The following is a 25,990-nucleotide window of genomic DNA, read 5'->3' as shown; positions in this document are numbered from 1 at the left end:
TTACTAATTCTTAATTACTTAAAAAATGAAAATAATCTGTATAGGTCGTAATTATACTGACCATATCACTGAGCTAAACAATGAACGACCAGCTGAACCAGTAATTTTTATGAAGCCGGATACAGCTATTTTGCCTAAACAATTTCCTTTTGTTTTGCCAGAATTCAGTAATGATGTACATCATGAAGTAGAAGTTTTGATAAAAATTAATAAAGTAGGGAAGTATATTGATCCTAAGTTTGCTCATAAATATTATGATGAAATAGGTTTAGGAATTGATTTTACAGCTCGTGATTTGCAAACAAAATTAAAAGAAAAAGGTTTACCGTGGGAAACTGCAAAGGCATTTGACGGTTCAGCGGTAATAGGTGACTTTTTATCGAAAAAAGATTTCAGTTCGTTAGAAAATCTTAAATTTGAATTAAGAAATAACTCTCAAGTTGTTCAAAAAGGAAATACCAATCAAATGTTGTGGAGAATAGATGAAATAATAGCTTACGTTTCGCAATATTTTACCCTAAAAACAGGAGATGTTATTTTTACAGGAACTCCAGCAGGAGTAGCAAAAGTGAATCCAAATGATATTTTGGAAGGATATTTGGAAGATAAACAACTATTTAAGATTCAAGTTAAATAATGGCGATTCATTACAATTTAGCAAAAGTATATGCAATATCAGATGATGATGATGATTTTGTACGTCAAATAATTACTCTTTTTGTAGAGGAGGTTCCAAGTGATATTAAGCAAATCAAAGAGGGGATTGAAGATAAAGACTATGTTAAAACGTATGGCTTTGCTCATAAAACAAAACCTACTTTAGATTTGTTAGGTATGGATGCCGCTAAAGAAGAAATTCTTTTGGTAGAACAATGGACGCGTGATCAAGGCAAAAAAAAAGAAATTAAAGAAGTGTATAAAAGTTTAAAAAATAGAATAAATGCAGCTTTAGAAGAAGTAAAAAAAGATTTTAACCTGTAAGAAAAAATTACCCTATTAGAAATAAAGGATTAGAAGGTGTTTTGGCAATGTCAGAATCTTTTAATCCTTTCTTTTTATAATAAATTTGTAAAAAAAAATAAAAATGAGAGCGGCTATTGTAACTATAGGAGATGAAATATTAATTGGGCAAATAACAGATACAAATTCTGTTTATATAGCAAAATCTTTAGATAAGATAGGAATTCAAACGATTGAAATACTTTCTATATCAGATGATAAAGAGCATATTTTAAAAACACTTTCTTATTTGCAAAATCAAGTAGAGATAGTTGTTATAACAGGAGGTTTGGGGCCCACTAAAGACGATATTACCAAAAAAACCTTATGCGAGTATCTAGACGATATTTTAGTTTATGATCAGGAAGTTTTAGAACATGTGACCCAATTAATAGAGGCTTATTTTAAAAGACCTATAACTCAATTAAATAAAGATCAAGCATTGGTGCCATCTAAAAGTAAGGTTCTGTTTAATCAACTAGGAACGGCACCAGGAATGTGGATGGAAAAAGAGAAAACGGTCTTTATTTCCTTACCGGGAGTGCCTTATGAAATGAAACACGTGATAGATCATGAAGTAGTGCCTCGTTTGGTAAAAAAGTTTGATCGCCCTTATATCCATCATCAAACGTTAATGACCTATGGGGTAGGCGAAAGTTTGTTGGCTGAACGAATTGAAGAATGGGAAAACGGATTGCCTGATTTTATTAAATTAGCCTATTTGCCTAGTTCTTTTCAGGTAAGACTCAGATTGACAGCTAGGGGGACTGATGAGCAATTTTTGAAAGAAAGAGTGGCTTTGGAAATAGAAAAAGTAAAACCACTCATAAAAGATTGTTTGATAGGGCTAAATGAAGGTGAGACGATTGAAGTTATGCTGGGGGAATTGTTGACTCAAAAGAAGATGACTCTTTCGGTTGCAGAAAGTTGTACAGGAGGAAAGATGGCTTCTTTATTGACAGCCATACCAGGAGCTTCAGTTTATTTTAAAGGAGGAGTTGTAAGCTACGCCACAGAGGTTAAAGAAACTTTGTTAAAGGTAGATAAAAGGATTATTGATGAATGCTCCGTTGTAAGTAAACAAGTGGCAGAAATGATGGCTAAGAATGTACGAGAATTATTGAAAACAGATTTTGCTATCGCTACAACAGGAAATGCAGGACCTTCCAAAGGAGAGTCTGATGCAGAGGTGGGAACTGTGTACGTGGCAATAGCAACGCCTAAAAAGGTTATAGTAGAGAAATTTGAGTTAGGACAGCCAAGAGAAAAAGTAATAGAAAGGGCTGTAAATAAGGGATTTGAAATATTGTATAAAGAAATTTTAAAAAATTACTAAATATAGTTTGTGTAATCGTTTTATTTTTTGTTACTTTGCACCCTGATTTTGAATAACGATAAAACATAAGTATAATGTCAAGAGTTTGTGACCTTACAGGAAAAAGAGCGATGGTAGGAAACAACGTTTCTCACGCTATGAACAAGACAAAGAGAAAATTCTCTGTAAACTTGATTAAAAAACGTTTTTACCTTCCTGAAGAAGATAGATGGATTACTTTAAGAGTAGCTGCTTCTACAATTAAAACGATTAATAAAAACGGAATTTCAGCTGTGCTAAAGCAAGCCCAAGCTAATGGATTAATCAAATAATCTATTCCTAAATTAAATATATTTTAAGATGGCAAAGAAAGGTAATAGAATTCAGGTAATTTTAGAATGTACTGAGCATAAGACTTCTGGTGTACCAGGAACTTCTCGTTACATCACTACTAAGAATAAAAAGAACACTCCAGATAGATTAGAAATTAAAAAATTCAATCCTATCTTGAAAAGAGTGACTGTTCATAAAGAGATTAAATAATTTAGAGATTTTTATACGTAAAAATTTCAATTAAAAAATGTAAGTCATGGCAAAGAAAACCGTTGCAACCCTACAGACAGCATCTAAGAGATTATCAAAAGCTATTAAAATGGTGAAATCTCCTAAAACTGGTGCTTATACTTTTGTTGAGGCTATCATGTCTCCTGAAGAAGTTGATGAATTTCTTAAAAAGAAATAATTTTATCTATTCAATATAACAAAGCTGCTTCTTTCTTGAAGTGGCTTTTTTGTTTTATATTTGCTAAAAAATAGTGTAAAATACTTTCTTATAGGGTGTATTTTTGATTTGTTCAATTGGTAGATCATTGTTGTAAATCGTAAATCATATATAGTAAATGAATTTCTTTAAAAAAATTTTTTCTTCAGAAAAAAAAGAAACACTTGATAAAGGGTTAGAAAGATCAAGTACTTCTTTCTTATCTAAATTAACTAAAGCAGTTGCTGGTAAGTCAAAAGTAGACGATGATGTATTAGATAATTTAGAAGAAGTATTAGTTACTTCTGATGTTGGAGTTAATACAACCTTGAAAATTATCGAACGTATTGAATCACGTGTAGCACGTGATAAATATTTAGGAACTGATGAACTTAATAAAATATTAAGAGAAGAGATAGCCTCTCTGTTATCAGAAACTAATTCAGGTGAAGACACGGATTTTGTGATTCCTGCTAATAAAAAACCGTATGTAATTATGGTGGTAGGAGTAAATGGAGTGGGAAAAACGACAACCATAGGTAAATTGGCCAATCAATTTAAAAATGCAGGTTATAAAGTAGTATTAGGTGCCGCAGATACATTTCGTGCCGCAGCAATTGATCAATTGCAAATTTGGGCGGATAGAGTAGGAGTTCCTATTGTAAAACAACAAATGGGGAGTGATCCAGCATCGGTAGCATTCGATACTTTACAAAGTGCCGTTGCACAAGATGCAGATGTGGTTATTATTGATACGGCTGGACGTTTACATAACAAAGTAGGTTTGATGAATGAGCTTTCAAAAGTAAAACGCGTAATGCAAAAAGTAGTACAAGACGCACCTCATGATGTTTTATTAGTATTAGATGGATCTACTGGACAAAATGCGTTTGAACAAGCTAAAGAATTTACTGCAGCAACAGAGGTAAGCTGTTTAGCTGTTACAAAATTAGATGGAACAGCTAAAGGAGGAGTCGTAATTGGAATTTCTGATCAATTTCAAATTCCAGTTAAATATATTGGGGTAGGGGAAGGTATTAATGATCTTCAAGTGTTTAATAAATATGAGTTTGTAGACTCTTTCTTTAAATAATATGCAAAATTTTAAAGCCTTTCATTTTTTCCTTTTTGGAACATCCGCTCTTTTAGTGGCTCAGTATACTAAAAATATAAAAATTTCCTTATTATTTTATACAATAGCTTTAATATTATACATTTCGGCCTTAGTAAAATTTTATAAAGAAAAAAAGTAATAAAAAAAAGCTGAATATCAAATTCAGCTTTTTTTATGGAAAAGCTTCAATGTAAGTACTCTTCTTTTTCTTATGAAAGATAAATTAACTAGCTAAATCATTTATATTTATAGATGTATTGAAAACTGTAATTTAGGTTACTTTTATTACGTTTTAAAATGATTATTTTTGGTGTTTAAAAATTAATATTATGTCAGATACAATAGAAAGAGTAAAATGTTTAATTATAGGTTCTGGTCCTGCGGGGTATACTGCTGCTATTTACGCTGCTAGGGCTAATATGAGCCCTGTTTTATATCAAGGAACTCAGCCAGGAGGGCAGTTAACAACAACGAATGAAGTAGAAAACTTCCCTGGTTATCCAGAAGGGGTTACAGGGCCAGAGATGATGGTACAATTAGAAACGCAAGCTAAGCGTTTTGGAACTGATATACGTAATGGTTGGGTTACTAAAGTAGATTTTTCTGCTGATTTGCATAAAGTATGGATTCATGATGGAAAAGAGCTTTTGTGTGATACGGTTATTATTTCAACAGGAGCATCTGCTAAATATTTAGGATTACCTTCTGAACAACATTATTTAAATATGGGTGGAGGTGTTTCGGCTTGTGCCGTTTGTGATGGATTCTTTTACCGCAATCAAGAAGTAGTTATTGTAGGGGCTGGAGATAGTGCCTGTGAAGAAGCCCATTATTTATCTAAAATGTGTAAAAAAGTAACCATGCTTGTTCGTAGTGAGCAGTTTAGAGCATCAAAAATTATGGAAGAACGTGTGCGTAAAACAGAAAATATTCAAATTTTAATGCACACAGAAACAGAAGAAGTTCTAGGAGATGGACAAGTGGTAACAGCTGTAAAAGCAAAAAATAAATCAACAGGGGAAATTACGGAAATCCCTGCTACTGGCTTCTTTGTGGCAATAGGGCATAAACCTAATACGGATATATTTAAAGATTATATTACTTTAGATGAAACAGGTTATATATTAAATATTCCTGGAACTTCTAAAACGAATGTAGCGGGTGTTTTTGTGGCAGGTGATGCCGCAGATCATGTATATCGTCAAGCTATAACAGCAGCGGGTACAGGTTGTATGGCGGCTCTTGATGCAGAAAGATATCTGGCTGCAAAAGAATATTAAAGAGTATTCAGTATTATGTAGTTAAAAATACAATTTTTTTTAGAATAGAAAACCCCGAAATTAAGAAAAACTTAAAAACGGGGTTTTAAAAAGAATTTATTTACTAATGTATGGATCAATTATATTGCTTATTTCTTCTGGAGAAGATTCTGGTTTTAATTCAAATAATTTTGTAAATAAAGGTTGTTTTTCTTTTTTAAGTATCAAGTCTTTGTTTTGATTGAAAACAGTAGACCATTTATCTCTAACATTTTTCCAAATGATACGGTTCTTTTTCCAATAATTTTGAGCTAAAGTACATTTTGAATCATCTATTTTTTTGTATACATCATAACCTTTTTCCTCAGCTAATACAACTTCTTCATTTTCGCGTATTATTTTTTTATTATCTTGATTATGAATCCATCCAAAATCTTTTATTTCATGGATGTTATTTCTTTTTAAAACATTGTAATCATTTCTTATAGTGTGTTCCCTACGAGGTAAAGGTGCATCTGTTGTGTTCTCCCAAAAATGTCTTCCATCAACGTGTATCCAAGATGCTGTTCCTTCGTAACGAGGACTATCATCAACTTGATATACTTTTTGAGTCCATTGGCCTGCTACTTGTTTTTTATTCAATTTGTTGTACTTCCAAGTTTGATCTTTATCAAATAGATATAAATCAGTATTTTCATATAGCCAATCTTGTCTCCAATGTTTTACTATTGATTCTTCTGTTGTTCCGGTAATAAGTAAGTGTTGTAAGGAAATTTTGTTTGATTCATCTTCAATGAGTTCTATCCATTCTATAGCTTTTTCATGTTTTGAAGGAGAAGGTTTATAGTCATTATTTTTTGAGTAGTTAAATGTTTCGGCAAAATTAAACTCAACTTCATAGCATCCGCACATAGATTTGATCGCTTTTCTATCTTCTTCTTTTTTGTTTTGTCCATAATTTGTTGAAAATAGACTTATTAAAATAAGTGTTAAAGTTGTTTTTTTCATGTAAAGAGTATTTTAAAAAATTTGTACAAATATATTAAATTTATTTAGAATAAATAAAAATAATAGTATATTTGCACTCAAATAAGAATACATTTACTATCATGTATAAAATAATAATGCTTGTCCCTTTTGTTTTTAGTAATATCGTAATGGGGCAAATTGATTCTAGGGATTCATTGCGAGTAAAAAAAATAGATGAAGTAGTAATTACAGGACAATTTACTCCTCAATCATTAAAAAAATCTGTTTTTAATGTAAGAGTTATTACTTCTAAGGATATACAAAATTTATCAGCAAATAATTTTACAGATGTATTAAATCAGTATTTAAACATTTCATTACAGCCCAGCGGTTCAAGTGGTCGTTCTACTGTTTCTTTATTTGGATTAGATGGACAGTATTTTAAAATATTAGTAGATAATGTACCGCTAATTAACGAAAACGGTTTAGGGAATAATATAGATCTTTCTCAAATTAATTTAAATGATATAGAACGAATTGAAATTGTAGAGGGATCTATGGGTGTTACGCATGGGGCTAATACTGTTACGGGAGTTTTAAATATTATTACAAAAAAGAAGCTTTCAGGGAAATTTGCTTTACGTATGGGGACTCAGGAAGAAACCATAGGGAAGGAGTTTCAATTTTTTGATAAAGGAAGGCATATACAAAATTTAAAATTATCCTATAATTATAAAGGGACATGGTATTTTGATTTAGGAATTAATAGAAATGATTTCAAAGGGTTTTATGATACGAAGCAAGGTAAGTTTTATAGCGAAAATGATGGAACTAGAGGACTAAGATGGTTGCCTAAAGAACAATTAAATGGAACGACAACGGTTGTTTACCATACCAATAATTTTGATTTGAATTACAAATTAGAAATGTTTAATGAATTGGTTCGATTTTATAACAGTACAGTTCAATCAGGATATAATGATGATTTCGGGTATTATCGTTACGCTAATGATAAACGATATTTTGTAAATAGAATTTTTCATAATTTAAATCTTTCGGGACGTTTTTTTTCAAAAATTAATTATACGGGATCATTTTCTTATCAAAAACAGGAACGAAAATTAGAGAATTTTAAATTTAATTTATACGATAAAAATGAACTAAATAATGATCTTTTTAAGGATCAGTCTATGGAGGTTTATTATAGTACAGGTTCTTTGAGTAATTTTTTTAATACTGATAAAGCAGATCTATTATTAGGATACGAAATAGTTTCTAATAAAGGATTTTCTTTGATCCAGAAGGAGAATAATGTTTTGGAGCCTATTGAAAAAAGAATTAATAATTATGATTTTTATGTTTCTAGCGAATTGTCAATTACAGATAAATTTTCTCTTAAACCAGGTTTACGTTTTTCAATTCAATCTTTATTTCAAGATCAATATGCTTCCTCATTAGCTTTGCGTCATTTGTTTAACAAAGGAGTAGAGATGCGATTATCTTATGGGACTTCTTATAGAACCCCAAATTTCACTGAACTTTATTCTAAACAAATTTTTGATGGACATTTTTTTTCAGGTAATGAAAAATTGATTCCAGAAACAAGTACTTCCTATGAAGCTAGTCTAAAACGAGTACAAGAGTTTAAAAAAAATACCATTTTCTCTAATCAGCTGTCTACTAGTTTTATTGATTTAAAGGATAAAATAGATATGGTTTTGTCCCGATTTAATCCAGATACAGGTAATCCAGAATATCAATATATTAATATTAGTAAATATAGTATACTTAATATAGCCGCTCTAACCCAGCTGAAAAACCAAAAAGTATCAGCTAGTTTTGGAGCCTCTTTAGTAGGGATTTCTCAAAAAATAGATAACCAAGTTTTTTCTTCCAATAAAGACTATTTGTATTCTTTTAATTGCAATGCAAGCCTATCTTATTCTTTTTCAAAACCAGAATTAAATGTGTCTCTTTATTATAAATATAACGGAAGGGTTCAGCAACTAATAGAAGGAGCAACTAAATATGAAGTTTCCACAGTAGATTCTTCTAATTGGCTAGACTTTACTTTGCAAAAAAAGATTTTTAAAGGCAAAGTAGAAACCAGTATGGGAGCTAGAAATATATTGAATATAACCAACATAAATCAGTCAGGAATGGAACAATCCAGAGGGCATGCAAGAAACTCTCAGTTGATGTTAGCCTATGGACGTTCCTTTTTTGTGAAAATAGTATACAATTTAAAATTTTAGATAAAAAAGACCAGGTAATTATTGCCAAATATTTAGTAAGATAAAGTAAAATAAGCAATAGCAATGAATAATAAACAATAATCTATATGAAAAAAGGACTATTACTACTGTATTTAACCACATTTTTAATCTCTTGTTCAAAAGAAACTGTAGATGAAAAACCAAAGACCGTAATCTCTAAAGAAGAAATTTTAAAACCAGAGATAGGAGGTCCTAATCAGCCTAATCAGGTTTTTTTAGATTTAAGTAAAGGAACATCTAAAGTTGTAAATAGAGCAACGTGGGATTTGGGGTTTTATTCAGGAGATGGGTTTAGAGTGGTTTTGAATAGTTCTGTATTTATGGCTGTTAAAAAAACAGATCAAACAGATATAACTTTAGTTCAAAACTCGGATAAAAATGTAGTGTCTTTAGGAGGATTTAATTTAGCTAAAAATGGATACTGTGATGATGCTACAGGTATTTTGAATGGTTCAGGAGAAGGAAAAGGAACTGCAATAGCAGAAATTTCTGCGGTTGATAACGAAAATAAAGTATACCTGCTCAATCTAGGCTTTGAAGTTTCTACAAATACACCCGCATTAGGTTCAGTCAGTACGGAAGGAAAAGCAAGAGGCTGGAAAAAAATTAGAATATTAAGAGCTAATAATGGAGGATATAAAATTCAATACGCGGATTTGTTGGATAAAAATTTTAAAGAAAAAATAATAGATAAGGATAGGTCATACAACTTTACTTTTTTCAGCCTATTTAAAGAAGAGGTTGTGGTTGTAGAACCTAAAAAGGAATCATGGGACTTATGTTTTACCACTTTTACCAATTATATTTTATCGGGAGATGATGTTGTGACTTATGGGTTTGCAGATTTTGTTATTTCTAATATGAAAGGAGGAACACAGGTATATGAAGTAAATACATCGGAATATACTTATGAAAAATTTAAAAAAGAAAATATAGTACAATCTAATCTGATCCCTTCTAAAACGGATCAGAGGATAATAGGTTCTAATTGGAGAGTAGGAGGGTCTCAGTTTGGAGGATTACCAAGTATTAAAACAGACCGTTTTTATGTTTTAAAAGATATTGAATCTAATTATTATAAAATAAAATTTCTTACAATGACTAATGATAATGGAGAAAGAGGGAATACCAAAATTCAATATACTTTATTATAAATTAAAATTTATTTGAAAAGGCTATTTCAAAGAATAAAAAAGGAGTTTTTTTATTAGTTAAGATTACTATCTGATTTTAATCTGTCACGATAGAAGTTACAAACTAAATATTGATTTTGAACTTAGAGATAGTCTTCTTCCCTAGATTAAATAAAACACAACTAGAAAATAATTTAAAAACTATATATATGAAAGCAATAAAACTATTTTTATTGATGATTTTCAATTGGTCTGTTTACTCCCAAATAGCTTATAAACCAATTGTTGAAAAAATTAATTTGGGAGAGAACGGAGAAAACAAAGCTTATTATAAGCTAAATTCAGGAGTCATAAAAAACACTAAGAACGAGATTAATTGGCATCTGGCTTTTCAAATAGATAATGATCGAGGTTTTGGAATTAGAGCTAATACGAGTAGTGCAATATGTACCGTTTATAAAACAGATAAAACAGAATTAAGTCAAGTAACGAAAGATAATTATAATTCTTTAGCAAGAGATAGTGATAATGAGTTGTATAATAGTACAGTAGATTGGAATATAGGAGCCTTAAATAATGATCACTGGGATGATCAATCCAATCCTCACAAATATTATATTGGTTGGGGAGCTTATGATATAAAAACGCATAAGGTTAACGGAAATCGTGTTTTTATTATACGACATTCTATTTTTAGAAATGGAACTTGGCAAGGGGATTATTATAAATTAAAAATTAATTCTCGTTTTAGGAATTACGTCTTCAGTTATTCAAAATTTAATGGAAGTGACTGGGGACCGGAAAAAACACAAGTAATAAACGATTTAGATTATAGATACTCTGGAAATAAATTTGTGTATTATAATTTAGATACTCATTCCGTTGTGGATGAAGAACCTCAATCATGGGATTTGCTATTTACTACTTATGATCAAAATTTAAATAAGGCTGAAATTAATCCTAGCGATAATATGTATACCGTAACAGGTTGTTTGCATAAGTATGGTCTTGTTGTAGCAGAAGTTTTAGAAGAAGATCAAGTTATTAATTCTAATTTCGAAAATTTAACGTATAAAGAAGATATGAATGTTATTGGGTATGATTGGAAGGAATTTAATTTTCAATTTTATAATCCAGGATATACAATGTCTAAAAAGAAATTTTATGTAAAAACGTTAGAAGGAGATTATTATAGAGTTTTTTTGAAATACAAAGTTGTTAATAGATATGAACGAGAAATGGAAATTTATAAACAAAAATTAGAAAAACAGGTATTATCTACTCAAGAATTTAGAAACGATTCTTTTAATATATATCCTACCGTTTTGACAAGTTCAAAAGTGACTATAGAAACATCAGAACCGAGAGTATTTAAAGAAATTGAAATGTTAAATTCTACAGGTCAAATGGTTTATCATAAAAATATTAATTCAACGGTTAATCAATTAGAAATAGATTTACCAGAAAATATAAATAAAGGTATTTATATAGTAAAAATAAACACAGATAACAAAGTTTTTACAACAAGACTTGTTAAGTAATCTTAGAATTAGTTTGAAAACCTTTTGGAATGGTTTATGGTGGTATTTCAGAATATTTATACAATTATAACAATACTTTATTATTCTAAGAGGAGGCTCTTTTTAGAGAATTCTAATATATAAAAAAGAACTCTGGTGTTTAAATACTTTGGTTATAACAAAGAGAGAGGCTGTCCAAAAAGGACAGTCTCTTTGTTATTATTATTGTAAGAGTGTCTGTTTGAAAGAATCAATTCTAAAGGGGAAAACGACATAATTCTGACCATGGAACGTCTCCTGAGAGTGAAGGTACAACCAACTGCTGAGTTTGTTACCTTTAAGAACACTCAATAATTATTTCGTTTTTTTCATTAAGATCGCTTCGTCTGCAAATTTAATGATTTCAATTTTAGGTTCTCCATAAATGGCTAATTTACTTTTTCCTGATGCAGATATAGATAATTTACCATTTGTAGATACATCACAATCAGTATACCCCTCAACGGTTAATGCAGTACTTTTTGAAGTTAAATTTTTCCCTTCATATTTAGTATTATTGTCTAATCGTAGTTTTAGCTCATTTGTATCACCTTCTATAGTGGCTGAGGATTTTTGATACATATCTATTTTTAAAGAATTAGCATTTATCAAAGCTTTTAAATCAGCATTTTTGCTCATTTCTACAATTGCGTTGGTTCCTTTATAATTTAACTCTATTTTAGATTTGTCATTGCTAATTAAGGTGAAATTAGGAATTGTGGCATTTATAGATGCTTTTGAATAGTCTAACACTTTAACAGTAAGTTTTTTTACATTTAAATCATTAAAAGCGTTAAGTTTTGCATGGTGTTTTACATTGATTAATTTCAGACTATCTGTATAAAAAACGCGAACATCAATTTTTTTGTAAGTAGCTATTTCTTTATTGGTATTCAAACGGAGTGTTTTTCCGTAAATTTTACGATCTATAGCATCGTGTAGGTTATCGTCAGCCTCAATTTCAATAGCATTTTTTTCTGCTTTTATTAAGTATACTTCTAAATTATCCTCTATTTCGATTTCTTCAAATGCTTCGGTTTCGTATTTTTCAGTTTTCACCATTTTGGTTCCCTTAATTCTTTCTTTGTTTTGAGAGAAAGCAAGAGTGGTCATAAGGCTAATAAATAATAAGCTAATTTTCTTCATTTTTGTAGAATTTGGTAAAATACAAATATAAAAAAAAATCATTCTGATCTAAGGAATGATTTTTAAGGTTAATTCTTCTGTTTATTGGCTTTTTAAAAAGTACAGAAGAGATATTAAGTTATTGTTTTTCAATTGTTCCTTCAGAGGAATCCTTTAAAATTTGTATTTTGGGAGATCCAGAATAATAAATACTACTACTACTAGAAGCGTCTGCATGTAATGAAATTAGAGGATGAATTCGTATTTCACTACTACTGGAGCTACTCGCAAGAATATCATTAGCAAGTAAATTACGAGCGTCTACAGTACTACTACTAGATGATTCGATAGTTAGTTTTATGGCTTTACCCGAAACAGTTATATCGCTACTGCTACTAGCATCTATTGTTATTTTTTCAGATTCTATTAAAGCCGTTAGATCAGCGCTACTATCTGTAATTAATTTAATATTATTGCTTTTTATAATGCCTTTTGTTTTTAATTCAGCAGAACTAGAAGCTTCTAATTCTTCAATAAAAGGAAGCGTTATATAAATTTTATTTGATTTGACATCAATGCAGTTACCGTTTTTAGAACTTATTTTTAACGTATTATCTTCTACTTCGGTTAGTATATCGTCATGTATGTTCTGATCCGCTTCTATCATTACTTTAAAGTTAGGACCTTGCGTTATTTCACATTCTAAACCTTCTGAAATACAGATTTTACTAAACTCGGTTATTTTTCTTTCTTTTGTTATAACCTTCCCATTCCCTTTTATAGGCTTTCCACTGATATTTAAGTTACAAGAACCAAAAAGGAAAGCAATTATCGTAGTAACTATTATTTTTGCTAAGTGAATCATGAGTTTTATCATCGTGTTGTTTGTTATTATAAAAATTATATTTCTAGAAATAAAGGCATTGTTTTTTTGATCATAATTTTTTATTGAATACCATTTTTTAACCGAGGCTAAATTCCTATAGCCTCGGTTTTTGATTTTATTCAGTTTTAATGATAATACCTTCTTTACTAAATTTTAATTCTTTTATATCTTTCGTGTTTTTAATAGTAGTATCTTTTTTTATTTGTAAACCATCTTCATTTAAAATGACAGTTGTATTGTCGTCATCTGATTCTTCGTCTTCATTCTCTAATAAAGTAGTTGGACAATTTTTACATTTTATTTTATTTTCCTCAACTTTATAGATATAATCGTTTGAAGACGTGTAAAAACCAAAGTAATCACTATTTGTTATGTCATAATGTTTTAACGAACGATCAGGTTTTATATACATTCCTTTTGGAACAAATAAGAAAATTCGAACTTGATGATCACGAAACTTATATTTTGGATCTATTAAGAAATAGTTGTCAAGACTTAAAGTATCTGGATTTGTATCGTCATTTCTGAATTTATAAGTTATTCTATCTGCATTTTTTCTAGCTTCAGATAAAGTTTTACCTTTGGCTGTATACTCAATTTGTATATAAGGTTTCGTTTCATCAGTAGGCATTAATTCTAATTCAACATTATTAGAGTAAATGTATTCATGACCCAAAGAATCCTGTACCAATTCAAAGTCTGTCCTATCATCTACATCTTTAGAAAAATAGTCATTGTTTTTAAATTTAAGAGTCAAAGTATCATTGGATCTAAAAGCTTTATTTAAATAACTTTTGTAAACAACTTTGTTTTCATAGGCCAATTCACTAGAAGTAATAATTCCTAAAGTAATTAAAGCTATAATAGAACTTAACCAAATGGCAGATAAAGTTAGTTTTGCTACGTTTCCAATTGAATTAATAGTAGGAACTAATATTTTTAACCCTAAGATTAATAAAAAGAAAAAAGGAATAGCAACAGCAAAAAAGGATATCAAACAAATGATCCATAATGATGTACCAGTATAATTAAATGATTCAAAATATTCAATCCAAGGGAGTTTCATAAAAGACGTAGAACCCAAAGTAAATACCCCAACTAACAAGCCAATTATAGTAATTCCTCCAGTAAATACCATTATTGCACCTATGAACTTAGCAAATATTTTCATGATGTTTACAATAATATCGCCTAAAGAACTTCCTACCTTTTGTGCTCCTGATCTTACGTTTTCGCCCATTTGAGTGTAGTCCGCACTTTTAAATTTATCAGAAACCGACTCAAATTCTTCTTTTACTTTTTTCTCAATATTTGAAATCGTAATAGGTTCACCTTTCATTTCTAACTTTTCAGAAGTAGTTATCGCTTCTGGTGTAACAAGCCACAAGATAATATACGCTAACAACCCTACACCAAAACCAGCAAAAACCAATAGAACTAACGCTATTCTAATCCATACAGGATCTAGCCCGAAATAATGCCCTAAACCCGAACAAACACCAGCAACGATTCCAGTTTCTTTATCTCTGTATAATTTTTTGGTTTTTCCTGTATAAGAATAATTAGAACTTTTTGAAGGCTCTTCTTCTATCTTATAGTCTTCAGGTTGCCCCATAATATCAATAACATCATCTATATCATTTAAACTTAAAACTTGTTTACTACTGCCTAGTTTTTCAGAAAAGAGTTCTGCAATTCTACTTTCGATGTCATTCATGATTTCGTCTCGTCCTTCAATAGAAAGAGAGTTACGTATAGCACTGAAATATCTATTTAATTTTTGATACGCATCTTCATCAATGTGGAAGAAGAAACCACCTAAATTCATATTTACTGTTTTGTTCATAAGTCTTAGTTTTGTGATGTTATAGTATTTACTGCTCCTGCAAGTTCATTCCAGGTTATGCTTAGCTCTTTTAAAAAATTTTTTCCTTCCTCTGTTAAACCATAGTATTTTCTTGGTGGTCCAGAGGTAGATTCTTCCCATCGATAAGTTAATAAGCCGTCATTTTTGAGTCTGGTTAATAGAGGGTATACCGTTCCTTCCACAACTAATAATTTGGCTTTTTTCAGTGTATCAAGGATTTCCGAGGTATAAGCATCTTTTTCTTTTAATACCGATAAGATGCAAAATTCTAAAACTCCTTTGCGCATCTGAGCCTTTGTGTTCTCAATGTTCATAAGATTTTTTTTTTGTTGTTAAACTGTTCATTTCTGATTGATTGATTGATTGATTGAAACTCTTTATTGTATGGACTGATGATCATAACTGTAAATTCTTTTCATCTTCCATTGGTTGTTTTCAAGTAACCAAAGATGCACGAATTTAGCTTTCCCATCAGCATATTCCTTATTGTTGTTGATTGTTAATAAAAAGAGATGTTCTCCACTGTGTAAGAGACCATAAGGGGTTCCTTGTTCGTATAATATTGAAAAATGTTCTGTTCCTTTAATCAATTCTTTTCTTATTTTGTAATTTTTATTTGAACACAAATTGGTTTTTATTGAGTTTATTAAATTTTTTTTCCCCAATGTAATTCCTCCTTTGTCGTGATAAAATTCTATGTCGTTACAAACATACTTTGTCATGTTTTTTGTGCTACAAGAATTGTAACTTTTCCAAAACTCAGCGTCTAAAGTTTGTATTTCTTGAAGGATCTCTGTTTTTGATTGACAATAAAAAGAAACATAAAAAAGGCTTAAAAATAGTGTTATTATAGCTCTCATTATTTAAAAAAAGAAATAGTTAACGGATATCTAAAATAAACACCTTCATTAGCCATAATTGCGCCATATATAATATAAAAAAATTCTATTATTTTTAACAAAATTATAACTCCAAGACATATTATCCCAAAAATACCGAGACCTAATAAGTGGTAGAAATCTAAATTTTCTAATAGGATATGTCCTTTTTCTATTTCTTCCCAACTAAAAGTACTTACTAAACTAGCTATTATGGAAGGAATAGCAAGAATAGCCATTATAATAGTATATAATAAAATGCTAAGTTGAAAATTAATGATTTGTTTACCATGAAAATTAATAAAAAAAGATTCCTTCTTTTTAGATCCCCATAGAACTATAGGTATAATATAATTTCCTAAAGGAAATATGAATTTACTAAAAGCGCTTAAATGTGTAATTGAAGCGTAATTTTTCTCTTGTTTCGTGATTGATGATGGTTCCATGATCGTATGGTTTTTGATTAATGATGTTTAAAATAGTTGTGTAATAAGAACAATACTCTTTTTTACTTATTAATTTCCTATACAAAGATAATGTAAAAAACAGGTACTATGTAAAACAAAGTAATGTAAATTAACAAAATATTAACATTTCAAAAAAAATAGGCGTGCATAGTATTTTTTTGTAGATTAGCAAAGTCAATACTCTAAGAAAGAGCGTAATCTTTATGAGTTTTTTTAAGTTTAAGAATTTACAGTATAACACTATAAGTCAAAATTGATATGAAATTTACACCAGCTAAATTGAATTTGTTTCTTTTTTTTAAATTACCTTCCGCTTTTTGGAGTGGAGTTAGAGTAAAATTAATAGACGATTGTATATGCCAAGCAACTGTTAAACATAGGTGGTTTAATCAAAACCCATTTAATTCTATGTATTTTGCAGTTCAGGCTATGGCAGCAGAATTAACAACAGGAGCTTTGGTTATGAAACAAATCAAAGAAAGCGGGAAAACCATCTCTATGTTAGTCGCAAACAACAAAGGGACTTTTACAAAAAAAGCTACTGGAAGGATTACATTTACGTGTAACGATGGACATTTAATTAAAGAAGCAATAAAAAAAACAATTGCTACAGGTGAAGGACAAACTTTTTGGATGAAATCTATTGGAACAGATCAAAAAGGCGATCAAGTTTCAGTTATGGATTTTGAATGGACAGTTCGTGTAAAGAAATAACCCCCTAAAGAGTTAAACTAATCCTAAATAAGATGAAGTACCCTTTTCCTATTGTTAAATTTGTATAAAAAAGATAGTGAAAGTTTTAGTTACAGGAGCTACAGGTTTAGTAGGTAAAGAAATTATAAAGATTTTGTATGCAAAAGGTATTTTTGTGCATTATCTAACGACTTCTAGGAATAAGTTAACACATTCGGATAATACCAAAGGTTTTTATTGGAATCCCCAAAAAGGTGAAATAGATTCAGCTTGTATAGAAGGAGTACATTCCATAATTCACTTAGCTGGAGCCTCTATAAGTAAAAGATGGACCTCAGGGTATAAGCAAGAAATAATAAACAGCCGTATACTTCCTATGCAAATATTGTATAAGCTTTTGCAAAACACCCCTAATGAAGTGAAAAATATAGTTACAGCTTCAGCTATAGGTGTTTATCCATCGTGTATTGAAAAATATTATACAGAAGATTTTCTGGATTTTGATGATTCTTTTTTGTCCAACGTAGTAAAAAAATGGGAAGAAAGTGCAGACAAGTTCATTCATTTAGGGGTAAAAGTTTGTAAGTTACGGATTGGTTTAGTTTTGTCTAAAAAAGGAGGCGTATTGCCCGAAATACTTAATCCGTTGCAAGTAGGTTTGGGAGTCCTGTTTGGATCAGGTCAGCAGTGGCAGTCTTGGATACACATAAAAGATTTGGCGAGGCTATTTGTTTTTGCATTAGATCTTCAATTACAAGGAATTTATAATGCTGTAGCACCAGATCCTGTAACACATAAAGAATTTATGTTTATATTGAATAGATTTTTAGAAAAACCTCTTATAGTAGTTAATCTGCCAAAATTTTTAATGAAATTAATACTCGGTGAAAAGCACGTACTATTATACGATTCACAGCGCGTATCATCTCTAAAAATTCAACAAAAAGGATTTCAGTTTTTATATGCAAATCTTGATGACGCACTCAATAATCTATTAAAGTAAATCAATTTCTTATCTTCTTAGCGACAATATTTACCTGTATCTGAATTTGATTGCTTATAAATTCGTCTTTAAGATTGTTGAAAATACTTTTTGAACCATAATTTTACGTTCCAGTATCTCCTATTCAGTTGCAAAGTATCGCTTCTTAAACTTATTTGGTTATCATCAATATGGATGCTAGTTGAAAAATTAACCGATTTTGTAATGCCTTTAATTGTTAAGTTTCCACAAAGAATTGTTTTGTCACCTTTTATTTCTGAATTAGTAATTCTAAAGTCAGAAACTGGAAATTTGAATACATAAAAAAAAGATCCTTAATATTTTTATCAACAAAACCCTTTAGGTGGCTTTCTAATCTATTTTGATCTTCCTTATTTTTTAAATCAGTCACTGTTATTGAACTCATATTCATATAAAAGCGTCCTAAGACAATAGAATCTTGATTACAAATAAGTATTCCTTCTCTAAATTTTAAAGTACCAGTATGTTTTCTAGAAGATTTAAAACCAGTCCAATAGATTACAGAATTTACTGTATCTACTTGATATTTTTCACCTTTAATTTTAGGCAATGAGGGCTCAGATTAATTTTTTGGGGATTAAGCAAAAAGTTTCTCCATTCTAAAGAGGAAGAATTTAGTATCCATCACACCTCTTTGATTAGCTCTGAAGAGTTTTATTTTTGAGTTAAAGGATTCAGCATTTGCGTTTGTATGTCTTTTTATGAAGAAGTTTACAATTGTTTCCAAATGATAATTTAAACTATTGGCAACGGTATTAAAGACAGTCATTTTTAATTCTTTGGTTTTGGATATCCAATTCAATATTTTTTGTTTAGCCTCTTCTTTTGAGGTGTATTCATAAATATTTCTAAACTCTTGGGTGTGTTTATATGCCTGATGTATTAGAGGATAATGTTGGAACAATATTTGGGCTCGCACTTTTTGGGTTTCTGTCCATTGGTTGGGTTTCTTGGCAATGATATAACGACATCGAGCCAATAGTTGTTTGGGAGTGTCTTCATTTTCAAAAGTTATTGGAATGTATTTTATTGCTTGCTCCTTTGCTTTTTTGATAGCCTGATTCTCTTTTTCAATCTCCTCCCAGCGATATTTTATCCTTAAATGCTGGAGAGCTTCCATTACCAACTTTACCACATGGAAACGGTCTGTGACAAGGTAACTTTCAGGAAAACACATTCTTGATGCTGATTGCATATTGTTTGCCATATCAAGTGTTATCGATTTTACTTGTTTTCTATGCGAAAGTGGAATTTTAGTAACCACATCAATAATGTCCTGACTTTTGGTGCCTTTTATAACCGCCACTAAGGATTTCTTTTTGCCTCTTCCTTGTTTATTGGTTACAAAAGTATACAGTTCACCTTTTGACAATCTTACTTCATCAATACTTAAATTCTCCCCAATATTTTCGGGGTAAATCAGATAATTTTCGGCATGTTCTAACTGTTTCCAACTTGTAAAACCACTGATTCTTTTTTTGTAATGTCTTCGCAGTAAATCAGCTTTAATGCCATAATAACTGGCAATGTTACTTATCGTATCTTCTCGGGTCTCTACCTGTACCTTTTAAAAAATCCGAAAGTTCAACAGTTAATTTGGAACCTTCTGCAATAAAAGAATAATCGCTTTTAATTTCTGACTTATCTACTGTATTTCGCCACCTACGTCTTCTGATACCTAAATAAACAGCCTTTCCTCGTATTGGAAAATCTTGTATCAAAGTACGCTCACAAAAGCCTTTTGACTCATATTCCTCTGAAATGAAACCTTCGGGAATAATGTTCTTTTCATCAAGATAGATATAAAAGCAATCCTTTTTTGTTTGAATATCTCCTAATTCTATAAAATCAACAATATCAAAATGACATAATAATTCTTCGGGTAGAAAAGCAGAAAGTATCGAAAAATCCATTTACTTTTTTTGTCGCAATTTACAATTACTCCCCATATTTTTTATGTGAGCCCAAATGAGTTAGGTAACTATTCGTAGTAGTAGAGTCTTTTTTACAAGAAATAAATGAAGAAATGACAATCAAAGAAATGGAGGCTAGTAATTTTTTAATGATAATTAACGTATTGATTACTAGATACTAATTTGTAAATTGTCTTGTCGAAAACAAAAAAAAAGTGACAATTTGGCATTTTTGATTTTTTGGCAATACTTTTGCGATCGCAATTCAAAATGATAAGACAATGAATGCCGAAAATACAGAAAAAGAATTAGAAATAAACAATACAGAAGAAACTCAAGAGCAACAAAAAGAAACCGCTCCAGCAACCGAAACAACTATTGAGGAAAAACTGCAAGAAGAGTTAGCAAACGAAAAGGATAAATTCTTACGTCTTTTTGCTGAATTTGAAAATTATAAAAAACGTACCTCAAAGGAACGTATTGAATTATTCAAAACAGCAGGGCAGGAAGTATTACAAGCTATGTTACCCGTTTTAGATGATTTTGATAGGGCTTGGACACAAATTTCAAAATCAGAAGATGAAGCATTGGTAAAAGGAGTTGAGTTAATTCATGAGAAATTTAAATCAACACTCATCTCAAAAGGATTAAATGAAGTAGAAATAAAACAAGGAGATCTATTTGATGCTGATTTTGCAGAAGCAATTACACAAATTCCCGCTGGAGAAGATTTAAAAGGAAAAGTGGTAGATGTAGTTGAAAAAGGATACAAATTAGGTGATAAAATTATTCGTTTTCCTAAAGTAGTAATAGGAAATTAATAATTTGAAATTAGAGATTTGAGATCAGTAAACAGTTTCAAATTTCAAACTTCAAATTTGAAATAAAAATTATGAGCAAGAAAGATTTTTACGAAATATTAGGCGTTAGTAAAGGAGCTTCGGAGTCAGAAATTAAAAAAGCATATCGTAAAAAAGCGATTGAATTTCATCCAGATAAAAATCCAGGAGATAAGGCCGCTGAGGAAAAATTTAAAGAAGCGGCTGAAGCTTATGAAGTATTAAGTGATGCTGATAAACGAGCAAAATACGATCAATACGGTCATGCCGCATTTGATGGAGCTGGAGGTTTTGGAGGACACCACATGAATATGGATGATATCTTTAGCCAATTTGGAGATATTTTCGGAAGTGCTTTTGGAGGAGGCTTCGGAGGTTTTGGTGGCGGTGGCGGTCAGCGTCGTGCAAAAGGAAGTAACCTTCGTATAAAAGTAAAGCTAACACTAGAAGAAATTGCTACTGGTGTTGAGAAAAAAATAAAAGTAAAAAGAAAAACACAAGCGGAAGGAGTTACTTACAGAACATGTTCAACCTGTAATGGTTCAGGTCAAGTTGTCAAAATACAAAATACCATTTTAGGTAGAATGCAAACAGCTTCACCTTGTCCTTCTTGCGGTGGTTTAGGTCAAATGATTGATAAAAAACCTTCTAATGCAGACTCACAAGGAATGATCTTAGAAGACGATACCGTATCTATCAAAATTCCTGCGGGGGTAGTAGATGGAATGCAGTTAAAAGTAGCCAGTAAAGGAAATGATGCACCAGGTAATGGAGTGGCAGGTGATTTGATTGTGGCTATTGAAGAAATTGAACATCCAACTTTAAAACGCGAAGGAGAAAACCTGCATTATGATTTATATATTAGTTATCCCGAGGCAGTATTAGGGGTGTCAAAAGATATAGATGCAGTTACGGGTAAAGTTCGTATCAAGCTAGAAGAAGGCATTCAGTCAGGAAAAATCTTGCGTTTAAAAGGAAAAGGAATCCCGAGTCTGAATAATTATGGTAATGGAGATATGCTAGTACATATCAATGTCTGGACTCCTAAAAACCTTTCAAAAGAACAAAAGAAATTCTTTGAAGAAAACCTTGAAAACCCAAATTTCAATCCAAAACCAGAAAAAACAGATAAGTCCTTTTTTGAGAAAGTAAAAGATATGTTCTCGTAATTTACAAATTCTTTAACATTGTAAATGAAAGATTCAAAAAAAATCCCAACTTTTACTGTCAAAAGTTGGGATTTTTTGTAACATGTTCTATTTATCAGAAACTAATTATTTACTTTTACAACTCTTATATAAAAGCAAAAAACAACTCAAACTCGCATAATGAACAATATTCTTGAAGTAAATAATGTAGTGAAGCAATATGGCGATTATACCGCGTTGAATTCTGTTTCATTACAAGTTCCAAAAGGGAGTATCTATGGTCTCTTAGGGCCCAATGGAGCAGGAAAAACCTCCCTGATACGTATTATCAATCAAATTACAATGCCTGATAAAGGAGAAGTGTTTTTAGATGGTGAAAAATTAGCACCTCATCACGTATCATATATTGGTTATATGCCTGAAGAACGCGGTTTGTATAAAACAATGAAAGTAGGCGAACAAGCTTTATATTTAGCTCAGTTAAAAGGAATGCCTCATGCCGAAGCAAAAAAACAACTCAAATATTGGTTTGAGAAATTTGGGATTGAAGGATGGTGGAACAAAAAAATACAAGAACTATCCAAAGGAATGGCGCAGAAAATTCAGTTTATTGTAACGATATTACATCAACCCAAATTACTAATATTAGACGAACCTTTTTCTGGCTTTGATCCTGTAAATGCTAATTTAATTAAAGATGAAATTATAGAATTAAACAAACAAGGAACATCTATTATTTTTTCTACCCATCGTATGGAAAGTGTAGAAGAAATGTGTGATTATATAGCACTTATTCATAAATCAAATAAATTAATTGAAGGAAAAGTAAGCGATGTGAAAAAAGAATATCGCACACACAAATTTCAAGTAGGTATCTTATCAGATAATGTAGAAGGATTAATGTATGATTTGACACAAAAGTTTACCGTTGGAAAAACAACTTTCAAATCGTTGAATAACGATCTTAAGTTAGAAATAGATCTAGGGCATAAAACCCAAAACGAATTATTGGAAGTTTTGATTAAAAACGGACAAGTAACCCATTTTGCAGAAAATATTCCATCAATTAATGATATTTTTATCCAAACAGTAACTAATAAAAAATAAGAAAGACAAAAATTAAACAACAAATAATTTTCAAAATAAGATTTGAAACACATTATTTATTTGTTTTTACGATTGGAAATCGAAATTCACGAAATATGAATATATTGAGTTTAATCATAAAAAGAGAATTTATTGCTAAGGTTCGCAATAAATCATTTATTGTAATGACATTCTTGAGTCCTTTACTGTTTTTAGGAATGTCACTTTTAATTGGCGTTCTAGCCAATATAAATAAAGGAGAAATCAAAAAAATAGCTATTCACGATCAAGCGGGAATTTTAAAAAAAGACTTTAAAGATAAAAAAGATGTAAAATATACGGATTTGTCTCAAATGACTTTTGATATGGCAAAGAACACTGCTTCAAAAAGTTACGAAGGCTTGATTTTTGTTCCAAAAGTTGTAAATTCAAAAGAATTAATACAAAAAGTCCAATATATTTCAGACGAAAGCCCCAGTTTAGAATTTGTATCAGATATTGAAAAAGTAGTAGATGCACATTTAACTAAAGAAAATCTGAAAATCTTAGGATTTGATTCTGATAAGATTGAAAAAGCAAAGGTTGAGTCAGAACTCCATATAACGAAATTTTCAGGTGAAGAAGGATTAAAATATTTAAATGAAATAAAAGTATTCTTTGGAGGTGCTTTTGGATATTTAATAATGATGTTTATTATCATTTACGGCAACTTTGTAATGCGCAGCGTGATAGAAGAAAAAACATCAAGAATTATAGAAGTAATCATTTCTTCTGTAAAACCATATCAATTAATGATGGGGAAAATTATAGGTAATTCATTAGCAGGAATTTTGCAATTTACTATCTGGGTAGTATTAGGTTTATTGCTATTGTTTGGTTCTTCAATATTTTTAGGTAATTCAGCCGATGCCTCAACGGTACATAATGCAATGCAAGAATTGCCTTCACAAGCAGGAAATATAGCTTCTTTGATTGAAAAAATAAATCTTTACTACAATGAAATACCTGTATTGACTACGGTTATTTTCTTTTTAGTTTATTTTATTGGAGGTTATTTCTTATATAGTTCGTTGTATGCAGCCATAGGAGCTGCTGTTGATTCAGAAACGGATTCACAACAGTTTTTGTTACCTATTATTATGCCCTTAATGTTAGGTATTTATGTAGGGTTCTTTACAGTGGTAAATGATCCACACGGTACAGTGGCAACCATATTTTCTATGATTCCATTTACATCGCCAATTGTAATGCTAATGCGTATTCCTTTTGGAGTACCTATTTGGCAATTGGCAGTTTCTATAGTATTACTTTTCGGAACTTTTTTAGGTGTCGTTTGGTTTGCTAGTAAAATATATAGGGTCGGAATTTTGATGTATGGAAAAAAACCAACTTGGAAAGAGTTATATAAATGGCTTAAATACTAAAATTAGATGATTTGATTATTTCTTAATTTGATTTTGTAAATTCCGAATAATCATATAATATAGATCTTCAAATAAATAAAATGAGTAAAATATTAATAGTAGAAGATGAAGCGGCAATTCGTAGAGTTTTAGTGAAAATTCTTTCGGAAGAAAATGATTCATATAAAGTGGACGAAGCAGAAGATGGAGTACAAGGTCTTGATAAAGTTAAGAATGAAGATTACGACTTAATTCTTTGCGATATCAAAATGCCTAAAATGGATGGAGTAGAAGTCTTAGAGTCTATAAAAAAAATCAAACCTGAAATTCCTATGGTTATGATTTCAGGACATGGCGATTTAGAAACAGCCGTTAATACCATGCGTTTAGGTGCTTTTGATTACATTTCAAAACCACCAGATCTAAACCGCTTATTAAATACAGTACGTAATGCTTTAGATAAAAAGAAATTAGTCGTAGAAAATAAAATTCTAAAGAAAAAAGTTTCTAAGAATTACGAAATGATAGGAGAAAGTACAGCTATATCTCATATAAAAGAAATGATCGAAAAAGTAGCTCCTACAGAAGCACGTGTATTAATTACAGGACCTAATGGAACAGGAAAAGAATTAGTAGCACATCAAATACATCAACGCAGCGAACGTTCTTCTGGACCTATGATTGAGGTAAATTGTGCCGCTATTCCATCGGAGTTAATAGAAAGTGAATTGTTTGGTCATGTAAAAGGAGCTTTTACTTCAGCAGTAAAAGATAGAGCGGGTAAATTTGAGGCCGCTGATGGAGGAACTATTTTCTTAGATGAAATAGGAGATATGAGTTTATCAGCACAAGCCAAAGTACTACGTGCGTTACAAGAAAATTTAATCCAACGGGTAGGGGCTGATAAAGATATAAAAGTCAATGTACGTGTGGTAGCAGCAACCAACAAAGATTTAAAAAAAGAAATTGAAGAAGGACGTTTTCGTGAGGACTTATACCATCGTTTAGCCGTTATTTTAATAAAAGTACCAGCGTTAAACGAAAGAAGAGATGATATCCCAGCACTAATTGAGCATTTTACGAATAAAATAGCCCATGAACAAGGTAGTGCAACTAAATCTTTTTCTAATTCAGCAATTAAGTTATTGCAAGAATATGATTGGACAGGTAATATTCGCGAATTACGTAATGTTGTAGAACGTTTAATTATTCTAGGAGGTAATGAAATTTCAGAAAATGATGTGAAATTATTTGCTTCAAAGTAATAAAGATTCTTT

29 protein-coding genes are annotated in these 25,990 nt (G+C 30.6%); 18 read left to right on the top strand and 11 right to left on the bottom strand.

Annotated elements, in window-relative coordinates; translation table 11 throughout:
- Nucleotides 1-25: 25 nt before the first annotated feature.
- The 8 genes from HUE53_RS01065 (at nt 26) to trxB (ending at nt 5,468) form a co-directional block, all read left to right on the top strand.
- Nucleotides 26-637, top strand: coding sequence for a fumarylacetoacetate hydrolase family protein (locus tag HUE53_RS01065; RefSeq protein ID WP_014166482.1), 612 nt, complete (start codon nt 26-28; stop codon nt 635-637).
- Nucleotides 637-981 carry an Hpt domain-containing protein gene (locus tag HUE53_RS01060; RefSeq protein WP_014166481.1) on the top strand — a complete coding sequence of 115 codons (345 nt, stop codon included), beginning with the start codon at nt 637-639 and terminating at the stop codon, nt 979-981. The genes HUE53_RS01065 and HUE53_RS01060 overlap by 1 nt, the downstream gene beginning before the upstream one ends.
- A gap of 103 nt (nt 982-1,084) precedes the next feature.
- Complete coding sequence (locus HUE53_RS01055; protein ID WP_077225711.1) at nt 1,085-2,335, top strand: CinA family nicotinamide mononucleotide deamidase-related protein; 1,251 nt, start codon at nt 1,085-1,087, stop codon at nt 2,333-2,335.
- A 74-nt stretch (nt 2,336-2,409) separates the two neighbouring features.
- Nucleotides 2,410-2,646 carry a 50S ribosomal protein L28 gene (gene rpmB / locus HUE53_RS01050; RefSeq protein ID WP_014166479.1) on the top strand — a complete coding sequence of 79 codons (237 nt, stop codon included), beginning with the start codon at nt 2,410-2,412 and terminating at the stop codon, nt 2,644-2,646.
- A gap of 28 nt (nt 2,647-2,674) precedes the next feature.
- The gene (rpmG, locus tag HUE53_RS01045) at nt 2,675-2,857 is read left to right on the top strand and encodes a 50S ribosomal protein L33 (RefSeq protein ID WP_008253902.1); all 183 of its coding nucleotides are present in this window, start codon (nt 2,675-2,677) and stop codon (nt 2,855-2,857) included.
- A 46-nt stretch (nt 2,858-2,903) separates the two neighbouring features.
- Nucleotides 2,904-3,056, top strand: a complete 153-nt coding sequence (locus HUE53_RS01040) for a DUF4295 domain-containing protein (RefSeq protein WP_014166478.1) — start codon at nt 2,904-2,906, stop codon at nt 3,054-3,056.
- A 157-nt stretch (nt 3,057-3,213) separates the two neighbouring features.
- A complete protein-coding gene (ftsY, locus tag HUE53_RS01035) occupies nt 3,214-4,167 on the top strand; it encodes a signal recognition particle-docking protein FtsY (RefSeq protein ID WP_014166477.1) in 954 nt (317 codons plus the stop codon).
- 350 nt (nt 4,168-4,517) lie between these two features.
- Nucleotides 4,518-5,468, top strand: a complete 951-nt coding sequence (gene trxB / locus HUE53_RS01030; protein ID WP_014166476.1) for a thioredoxin-disulfide reductase — start codon at nt 4,518-4,520, stop codon at nt 5,466-5,468.
- Nucleotides 5,469-5,564: 96 nt separating this feature from the next.
- On the opposite strand, the gene HUE53_RS01025 is transcribed toward trxB, so the two are convergent.
- On the bottom strand, nt 5,565-6,455 hold the full coding sequence (locus HUE53_RS01025) for a DUF6607 family protein (protein ID WP_065213237.1): 891 nt from the start codon (nt 6,453-6,455) through the stop codon (nt 5,565-5,567).
- A gap of 101 nt (nt 6,456-6,556) precedes the next feature.
- Here HUE53_RS01025 and HUE53_RS01020 point away from each other — a divergent pair, with 101 nt between their 5' ends.
- The 3 genes from HUE53_RS01020 (at nt 6,557) to HUE53_RS01010 (ending at nt 11,366) form a co-directional block, all read left to right on the top strand.
- On the top strand, nt 6,557-8,671 hold the full coding sequence (locus tag HUE53_RS01020) for a TonB-dependent receptor plug domain-containing protein (RefSeq protein ID WP_065213238.1): 2,115 nt from the start codon (nt 6,557-6,559) through the stop codon (nt 8,669-8,671).
- A gap of 86 nt (nt 8,672-8,757) precedes the next feature.
- Complete coding sequence (locus HUE53_RS01015) at nt 8,758-9,846, top strand: HmuY family protein (RefSeq protein WP_192188608.1); 1,089 nt, start codon at nt 8,758-8,760, stop codon at nt 9,844-9,846.
- 188 nt (nt 9,847-10,034) lie between these two features.
- Entirely contained in the window at nt 10,035-11,366 is a 1,332-nt protein-coding gene (locus tag HUE53_RS01010) for a T9SS type A sorting domain-containing protein (RefSeq protein WP_192188607.1), read from the top strand.
- A gap of 333 nt (nt 11,367-11,699) precedes the next feature.
- Here the strand turns inward: HUE53_RS01010 and HUE53_RS01005 are convergent, their stop codons facing one another.
- From HUE53_RS01005 to HUE53_RS00980, 6 genes are all read right to left on the bottom strand, one after another.
- On the bottom strand, nt 11,700-12,530 hold the full coding sequence (locus HUE53_RS01005; RefSeq protein WP_041253283.1) for a GIN domain-containing protein: 831 nt from the start codon (nt 12,528-12,530) through the stop codon (nt 11,700-11,702).
- Between the two features lie 118 nt (nt 12,531-12,648).
- Nucleotides 12,649-13,374 carry a head GIN domain-containing protein gene (locus HUE53_RS01000; protein WP_158308449.1) on the bottom strand — a complete coding sequence of 242 codons (726 nt, stop codon included), beginning with the start codon at nt 13,372-13,374 and terminating at the stop codon, nt 12,649-12,651.
- Between the two features lie 136 nt (nt 13,375-13,510).
- The gene (locus HUE53_RS00995; RefSeq protein WP_225556162.1) at nt 13,511-15,241 is read right to left on the bottom strand and encodes a PspC domain-containing protein; all 1,731 of its coding nucleotides are present in this window, start codon (nt 15,239-15,241) and stop codon (nt 13,511-13,513) included.
- 5 nt (nt 15,242-15,246) lie between these two features.
- On the bottom strand, nt 15,247-15,576 hold the full coding sequence (locus HUE53_RS00990; protein ID WP_014166468.1) for a PadR family transcriptional regulator: 330 nt from the start codon (nt 15,574-15,576) through the stop codon (nt 15,247-15,249).
- Between the two features lie 63 nt (nt 15,577-15,639).
- A complete protein-coding gene (locus tag HUE53_RS00985) occupies nt 15,640-16,122 on the bottom strand; it encodes a nuclear transport factor 2 family protein (RefSeq protein ID WP_014166467.1) in 483 nt (160 codons plus the stop codon).
- Entirely contained in the window at nt 16,122-16,586 is a 465-nt protein-coding gene (locus tag HUE53_RS00980; protein ID WP_014166466.1) for a DUF4870 domain-containing protein, read from the bottom strand. Before HUE53_RS00980 ends, HUE53_RS00985 begins: the two co-directional genes overlap by 1 nt.
- Before the next feature lie 279 nt (nt 16,587-16,865).
- Here HUE53_RS00980 and HUE53_RS00975 point away from each other — a divergent pair, with 279 nt between their 5' ends.
- Both HUE53_RS00975 and HUE53_RS00970 read left to right on the top strand, forming a co-directional pair.
- On the top strand, nt 16,866-17,321 hold the full coding sequence (locus HUE53_RS00975) for a DUF4442 domain-containing protein (RefSeq protein ID WP_065213242.1): 456 nt from the start codon (nt 16,866-16,868) through the stop codon (nt 17,319-17,321).
- 76 nt (nt 17,322-17,397) lie between these two features.
- Nucleotides 17,398-18,303: a TIGR01777 family oxidoreductase gene (locus tag HUE53_RS00970; RefSeq protein ID WP_192188606.1), complete on the top strand. Its 906-nt coding sequence runs from the start codon at nt 17,398-17,400 to the stop codon at nt 18,301-18,303.
- A 68-nt stretch (nt 18,304-18,371) separates the two neighbouring features.
- Here HUE53_RS00970 and HUE53_RS14490 read toward each other — a convergent pair whose 3' ends face one another.
- The 4 genes from HUE53_RS14490 to HUE53_RS00950 are packed head-to-tail and all read right to left on the bottom strand — an operon-like array spanning nt 18,372 to nt 20,237.
- On the bottom strand, nt 18,372-18,557 hold the full coding sequence (locus tag HUE53_RS14490) for a hypothetical protein (RefSeq protein ID WP_354019040.1): 186 nt from the start codon (nt 18,555-18,557) through the stop codon (nt 18,372-18,374).
- Nucleotides 18,554-18,874 (bottom strand): hypothetical protein, encoded by a 321-nt coding sequence (locus tag HUE53_RS00960; protein WP_041253281.1) that lies wholly within the window; start codon nt 18,872-18,874, stop codon nt 18,554-18,556. The genes HUE53_RS14490 and HUE53_RS00960 overlap by 4 nt, the downstream gene beginning before the upstream one ends.
- A gap of 27 nt (nt 18,875-18,901) precedes the next feature.
- The gene (locus HUE53_RS00955) at nt 18,902-19,819 is read right to left on the bottom strand and encodes an ISAon1 family transposase (RefSeq protein WP_454951477.1); all 918 of its coding nucleotides are present in this window, start codon (nt 19,817-19,819) and stop codon (nt 18,902-18,904) included.
- Nucleotides 19,820-19,853: 34 nt separating this feature from the next.
- The gene (locus HUE53_RS00950; protein WP_014165862.1) at nt 19,854-20,237 is read right to left on the bottom strand and encodes an ISAon1 family transposase N-terminal region protein; all 384 of its coding nucleotides are present in this window, start codon (nt 20,235-20,237) and stop codon (nt 19,854-19,856) included.
- Nucleotides 20,238-20,518: 281 nt separating this feature from the next.
- Between HUE53_RS00950 and HUE53_RS00945 the strand changes: the two genes are divergently transcribed.
- From HUE53_RS00945 to HUE53_RS00925, 5 genes are all read left to right on the top strand, one after another.
- Nucleotides 20,519-21,058: a nucleotide exchange factor GrpE gene (locus HUE53_RS00945; RefSeq protein WP_014166462.1), complete on the top strand. Its 540-nt coding sequence runs from the start codon at nt 20,519-20,521 to the stop codon at nt 21,056-21,058.
- A gap of 71 nt (nt 21,059-21,129) precedes the next feature.
- Nucleotides 21,130-22,245: a molecular chaperone DnaJ gene (gene dnaJ, locus HUE53_RS00940; RefSeq protein WP_014166461.1), complete on the top strand. Its 1,116-nt coding sequence runs from the start codon at nt 21,130-21,132 to the stop codon at nt 22,243-22,245.
- 159 nt (nt 22,246-22,404) lie between these two features.
- The gene (locus tag HUE53_RS00935) at nt 22,405-23,331 is read left to right on the top strand and encodes an ABC transporter ATP-binding protein (protein ID WP_077225716.1); all 927 of its coding nucleotides are present in this window, start codon (nt 22,405-22,407) and stop codon (nt 23,329-23,331) included.
- 95 nt (nt 23,332-23,426) lie between these two features.
- The gene (locus HUE53_RS00930; RefSeq protein WP_014166459.1) at nt 23,427-24,734 is read left to right on the top strand and encodes an ABC transporter permease; all 1,308 of its coding nucleotides are present in this window, start codon (nt 23,427-23,429) and stop codon (nt 24,732-24,734) included.
- 80 nt (nt 24,735-24,814) lie between these two features.
- The gene (locus HUE53_RS00925) at nt 24,815-25,978 is read left to right on the top strand and encodes a sigma-54-dependent transcriptional regulator (RefSeq protein ID WP_014166458.1); all 1,164 of its coding nucleotides are present in this window, start codon (nt 24,815-24,817) and stop codon (nt 25,976-25,978) included.
- Nucleotides 25,979-25,990: the final 12 nt, after the last annotated feature.

Source organism: Flavobacterium columnare, assembly GCF_014844295.1.
Taxonomy (GTDB): domain Bacteria; phylum Bacteroidota; class Bacteroidia; order Flavobacteriales; family Flavobacteriaceae; genus Flavobacterium; species Flavobacterium columnare.
Note: the sequence above shows the minus strand (reverse complement) of the source record. Positions and strands in the feature narration are given on the sequence as shown.

Coding starts and splice junctions, on each gene's coding strand:
- HUE53_RS01065 (WP_014166482.1), top strand. CDS start 26: ATGAAAATAATCTGTATAGGTCGTAATTATACTGACCATATCACTGAG.
- HUE53_RS01060 (WP_014166481.1), top strand. CDS start 637: ATGGCGATTCATTACAATTTAGCAAAAGTATATGCAATATCAGATGAT.
- HUE53_RS01055 (WP_077225711.1), top strand. CDS start 1,085: ATGAGAGCGGCTATTGTAACTATAGGAGATGAAATATTAATTGGGCAA.
- rpmB (WP_014166479.1), top strand. CDS start 2,410: ATGTCAAGAGTTTGTGACCTTACAGGAAAAAGAGCGATGGTAGGAAAC.
- rpmG (WP_008253902.1), top strand. CDS start 2,675: ATGGCAAAGAAAGGTAATAGAATTCAGGTAATTTTAGAATGTACTGAG.
- HUE53_RS01040 (WP_014166478.1), top strand. CDS start 2,904: ATGGCAAAGAAAACCGTTGCAACCCTACAGACAGCATCTAAGAGATTA.
- ftsY (WP_014166477.1), top strand. CDS start 3,214: ATGAATTTCTTTAAAAAAATTTTTTCTTCAGAAAAAAAAGAAACACTT.
- trxB (WP_014166476.1), top strand. CDS start 4,518: ATGTCAGATACAATAGAAAGAGTAAAATGTTTAATTATAGGTTCTGGT.
- HUE53_RS01025 (WP_065213237.1), bottom strand. CDS start 6,455: ATGAAAAAAACAACTTTAACACTTATTTTAATAAGTCTATTTTCAACA.
- HUE53_RS01020 (WP_065213238.1), top strand. CDS start 6,557: ATGTATAAAATAATAATGCTTGTCCCTTTTGTTTTTAGTAATATCGTA.
- HUE53_RS01015 (WP_192188608.1), top strand. CDS start 8,758: ATGAAAAAAGGACTATTACTACTGTATTTAACCACATTTTTAATCTCT.
- HUE53_RS01010 (WP_192188607.1), top strand. CDS start 10,035: ATGAAAGCAATAAAACTATTTTTATTGATGATTTTCAATTGGTCTGTT.
- HUE53_RS01005 (WP_041253283.1), bottom strand. CDS start 12,530: ATGAAGAAAATTAGCTTATTATTTATTAGCCTTATGACCACTCTTGCT.
- HUE53_RS01000 (WP_158308449.1), bottom strand. CDS start 13,374: ATGATTCACTTAGCAAAAATAATAGTTACTACGATAATTGCTTTCCTT.
- HUE53_RS00995 (WP_225556162.1), bottom strand. CDS start 15,241: ATGAACAAAACAGTAAATATGAATTTAGGTGGTTTCTTCTTCCACATT.
- HUE53_RS00990 (WP_014166468.1), bottom strand. CDS start 15,576: ATGAACATTGAGAACACAAAGGCTCAGATGCGCAAAGGAGTTTTAGAA.
- HUE53_RS00985 (WP_014166467.1), bottom strand. CDS start 16,122: ATGAGAGCTATAATAACACTATTTTTAAGCCTTTTTTATGTTTCTTTT.
- HUE53_RS00980 (WP_014166466.1), bottom strand. CDS start 16,586: ATGGAACCATCATCAATCACGAAACAAGAGAAAAATTACGCTTCAATT.
- HUE53_RS00975 (WP_065213242.1), top strand. CDS start 16,866: ATGAAATTTACACCAGCTAAATTGAATTTGTTTCTTTTTTTTAAATTA.
- HUE53_RS00950 (WP_014165862.1), bottom strand. CDS start 20,237: ATGGATTTTTCGATACTTTCTGCTTTTCTACCCGAAGAATTATTATGT.
- HUE53_RS00945 (WP_014166462.1), top strand. CDS start 20,519: ATGAATGCCGAAAATACAGAAAAAGAATTAGAAATAAACAATACAGAA.
- dnaJ (WP_014166461.1), top strand. CDS start 21,130: ATGAGCAAGAAAGATTTTTACGAAATATTAGGCGTTAGTAAAGGAGCT.
- HUE53_RS00935 (WP_077225716.1), top strand. CDS start 22,405: ATGAACAATATTCTTGAAGTAAATAATGTAGTGAAGCAATATGGCGAT.
- HUE53_RS00930 (WP_014166459.1), top strand. CDS start 23,427: ATGAATATATTGAGTTTAATCATAAAAAGAGAATTTATTGCTAAGGTT.
- HUE53_RS00925 (WP_014166458.1), top strand. CDS start 24,815: ATGAGTAAAATATTAATAGTAGAAGATGAAGCGGCAATTCGTAGAGTT.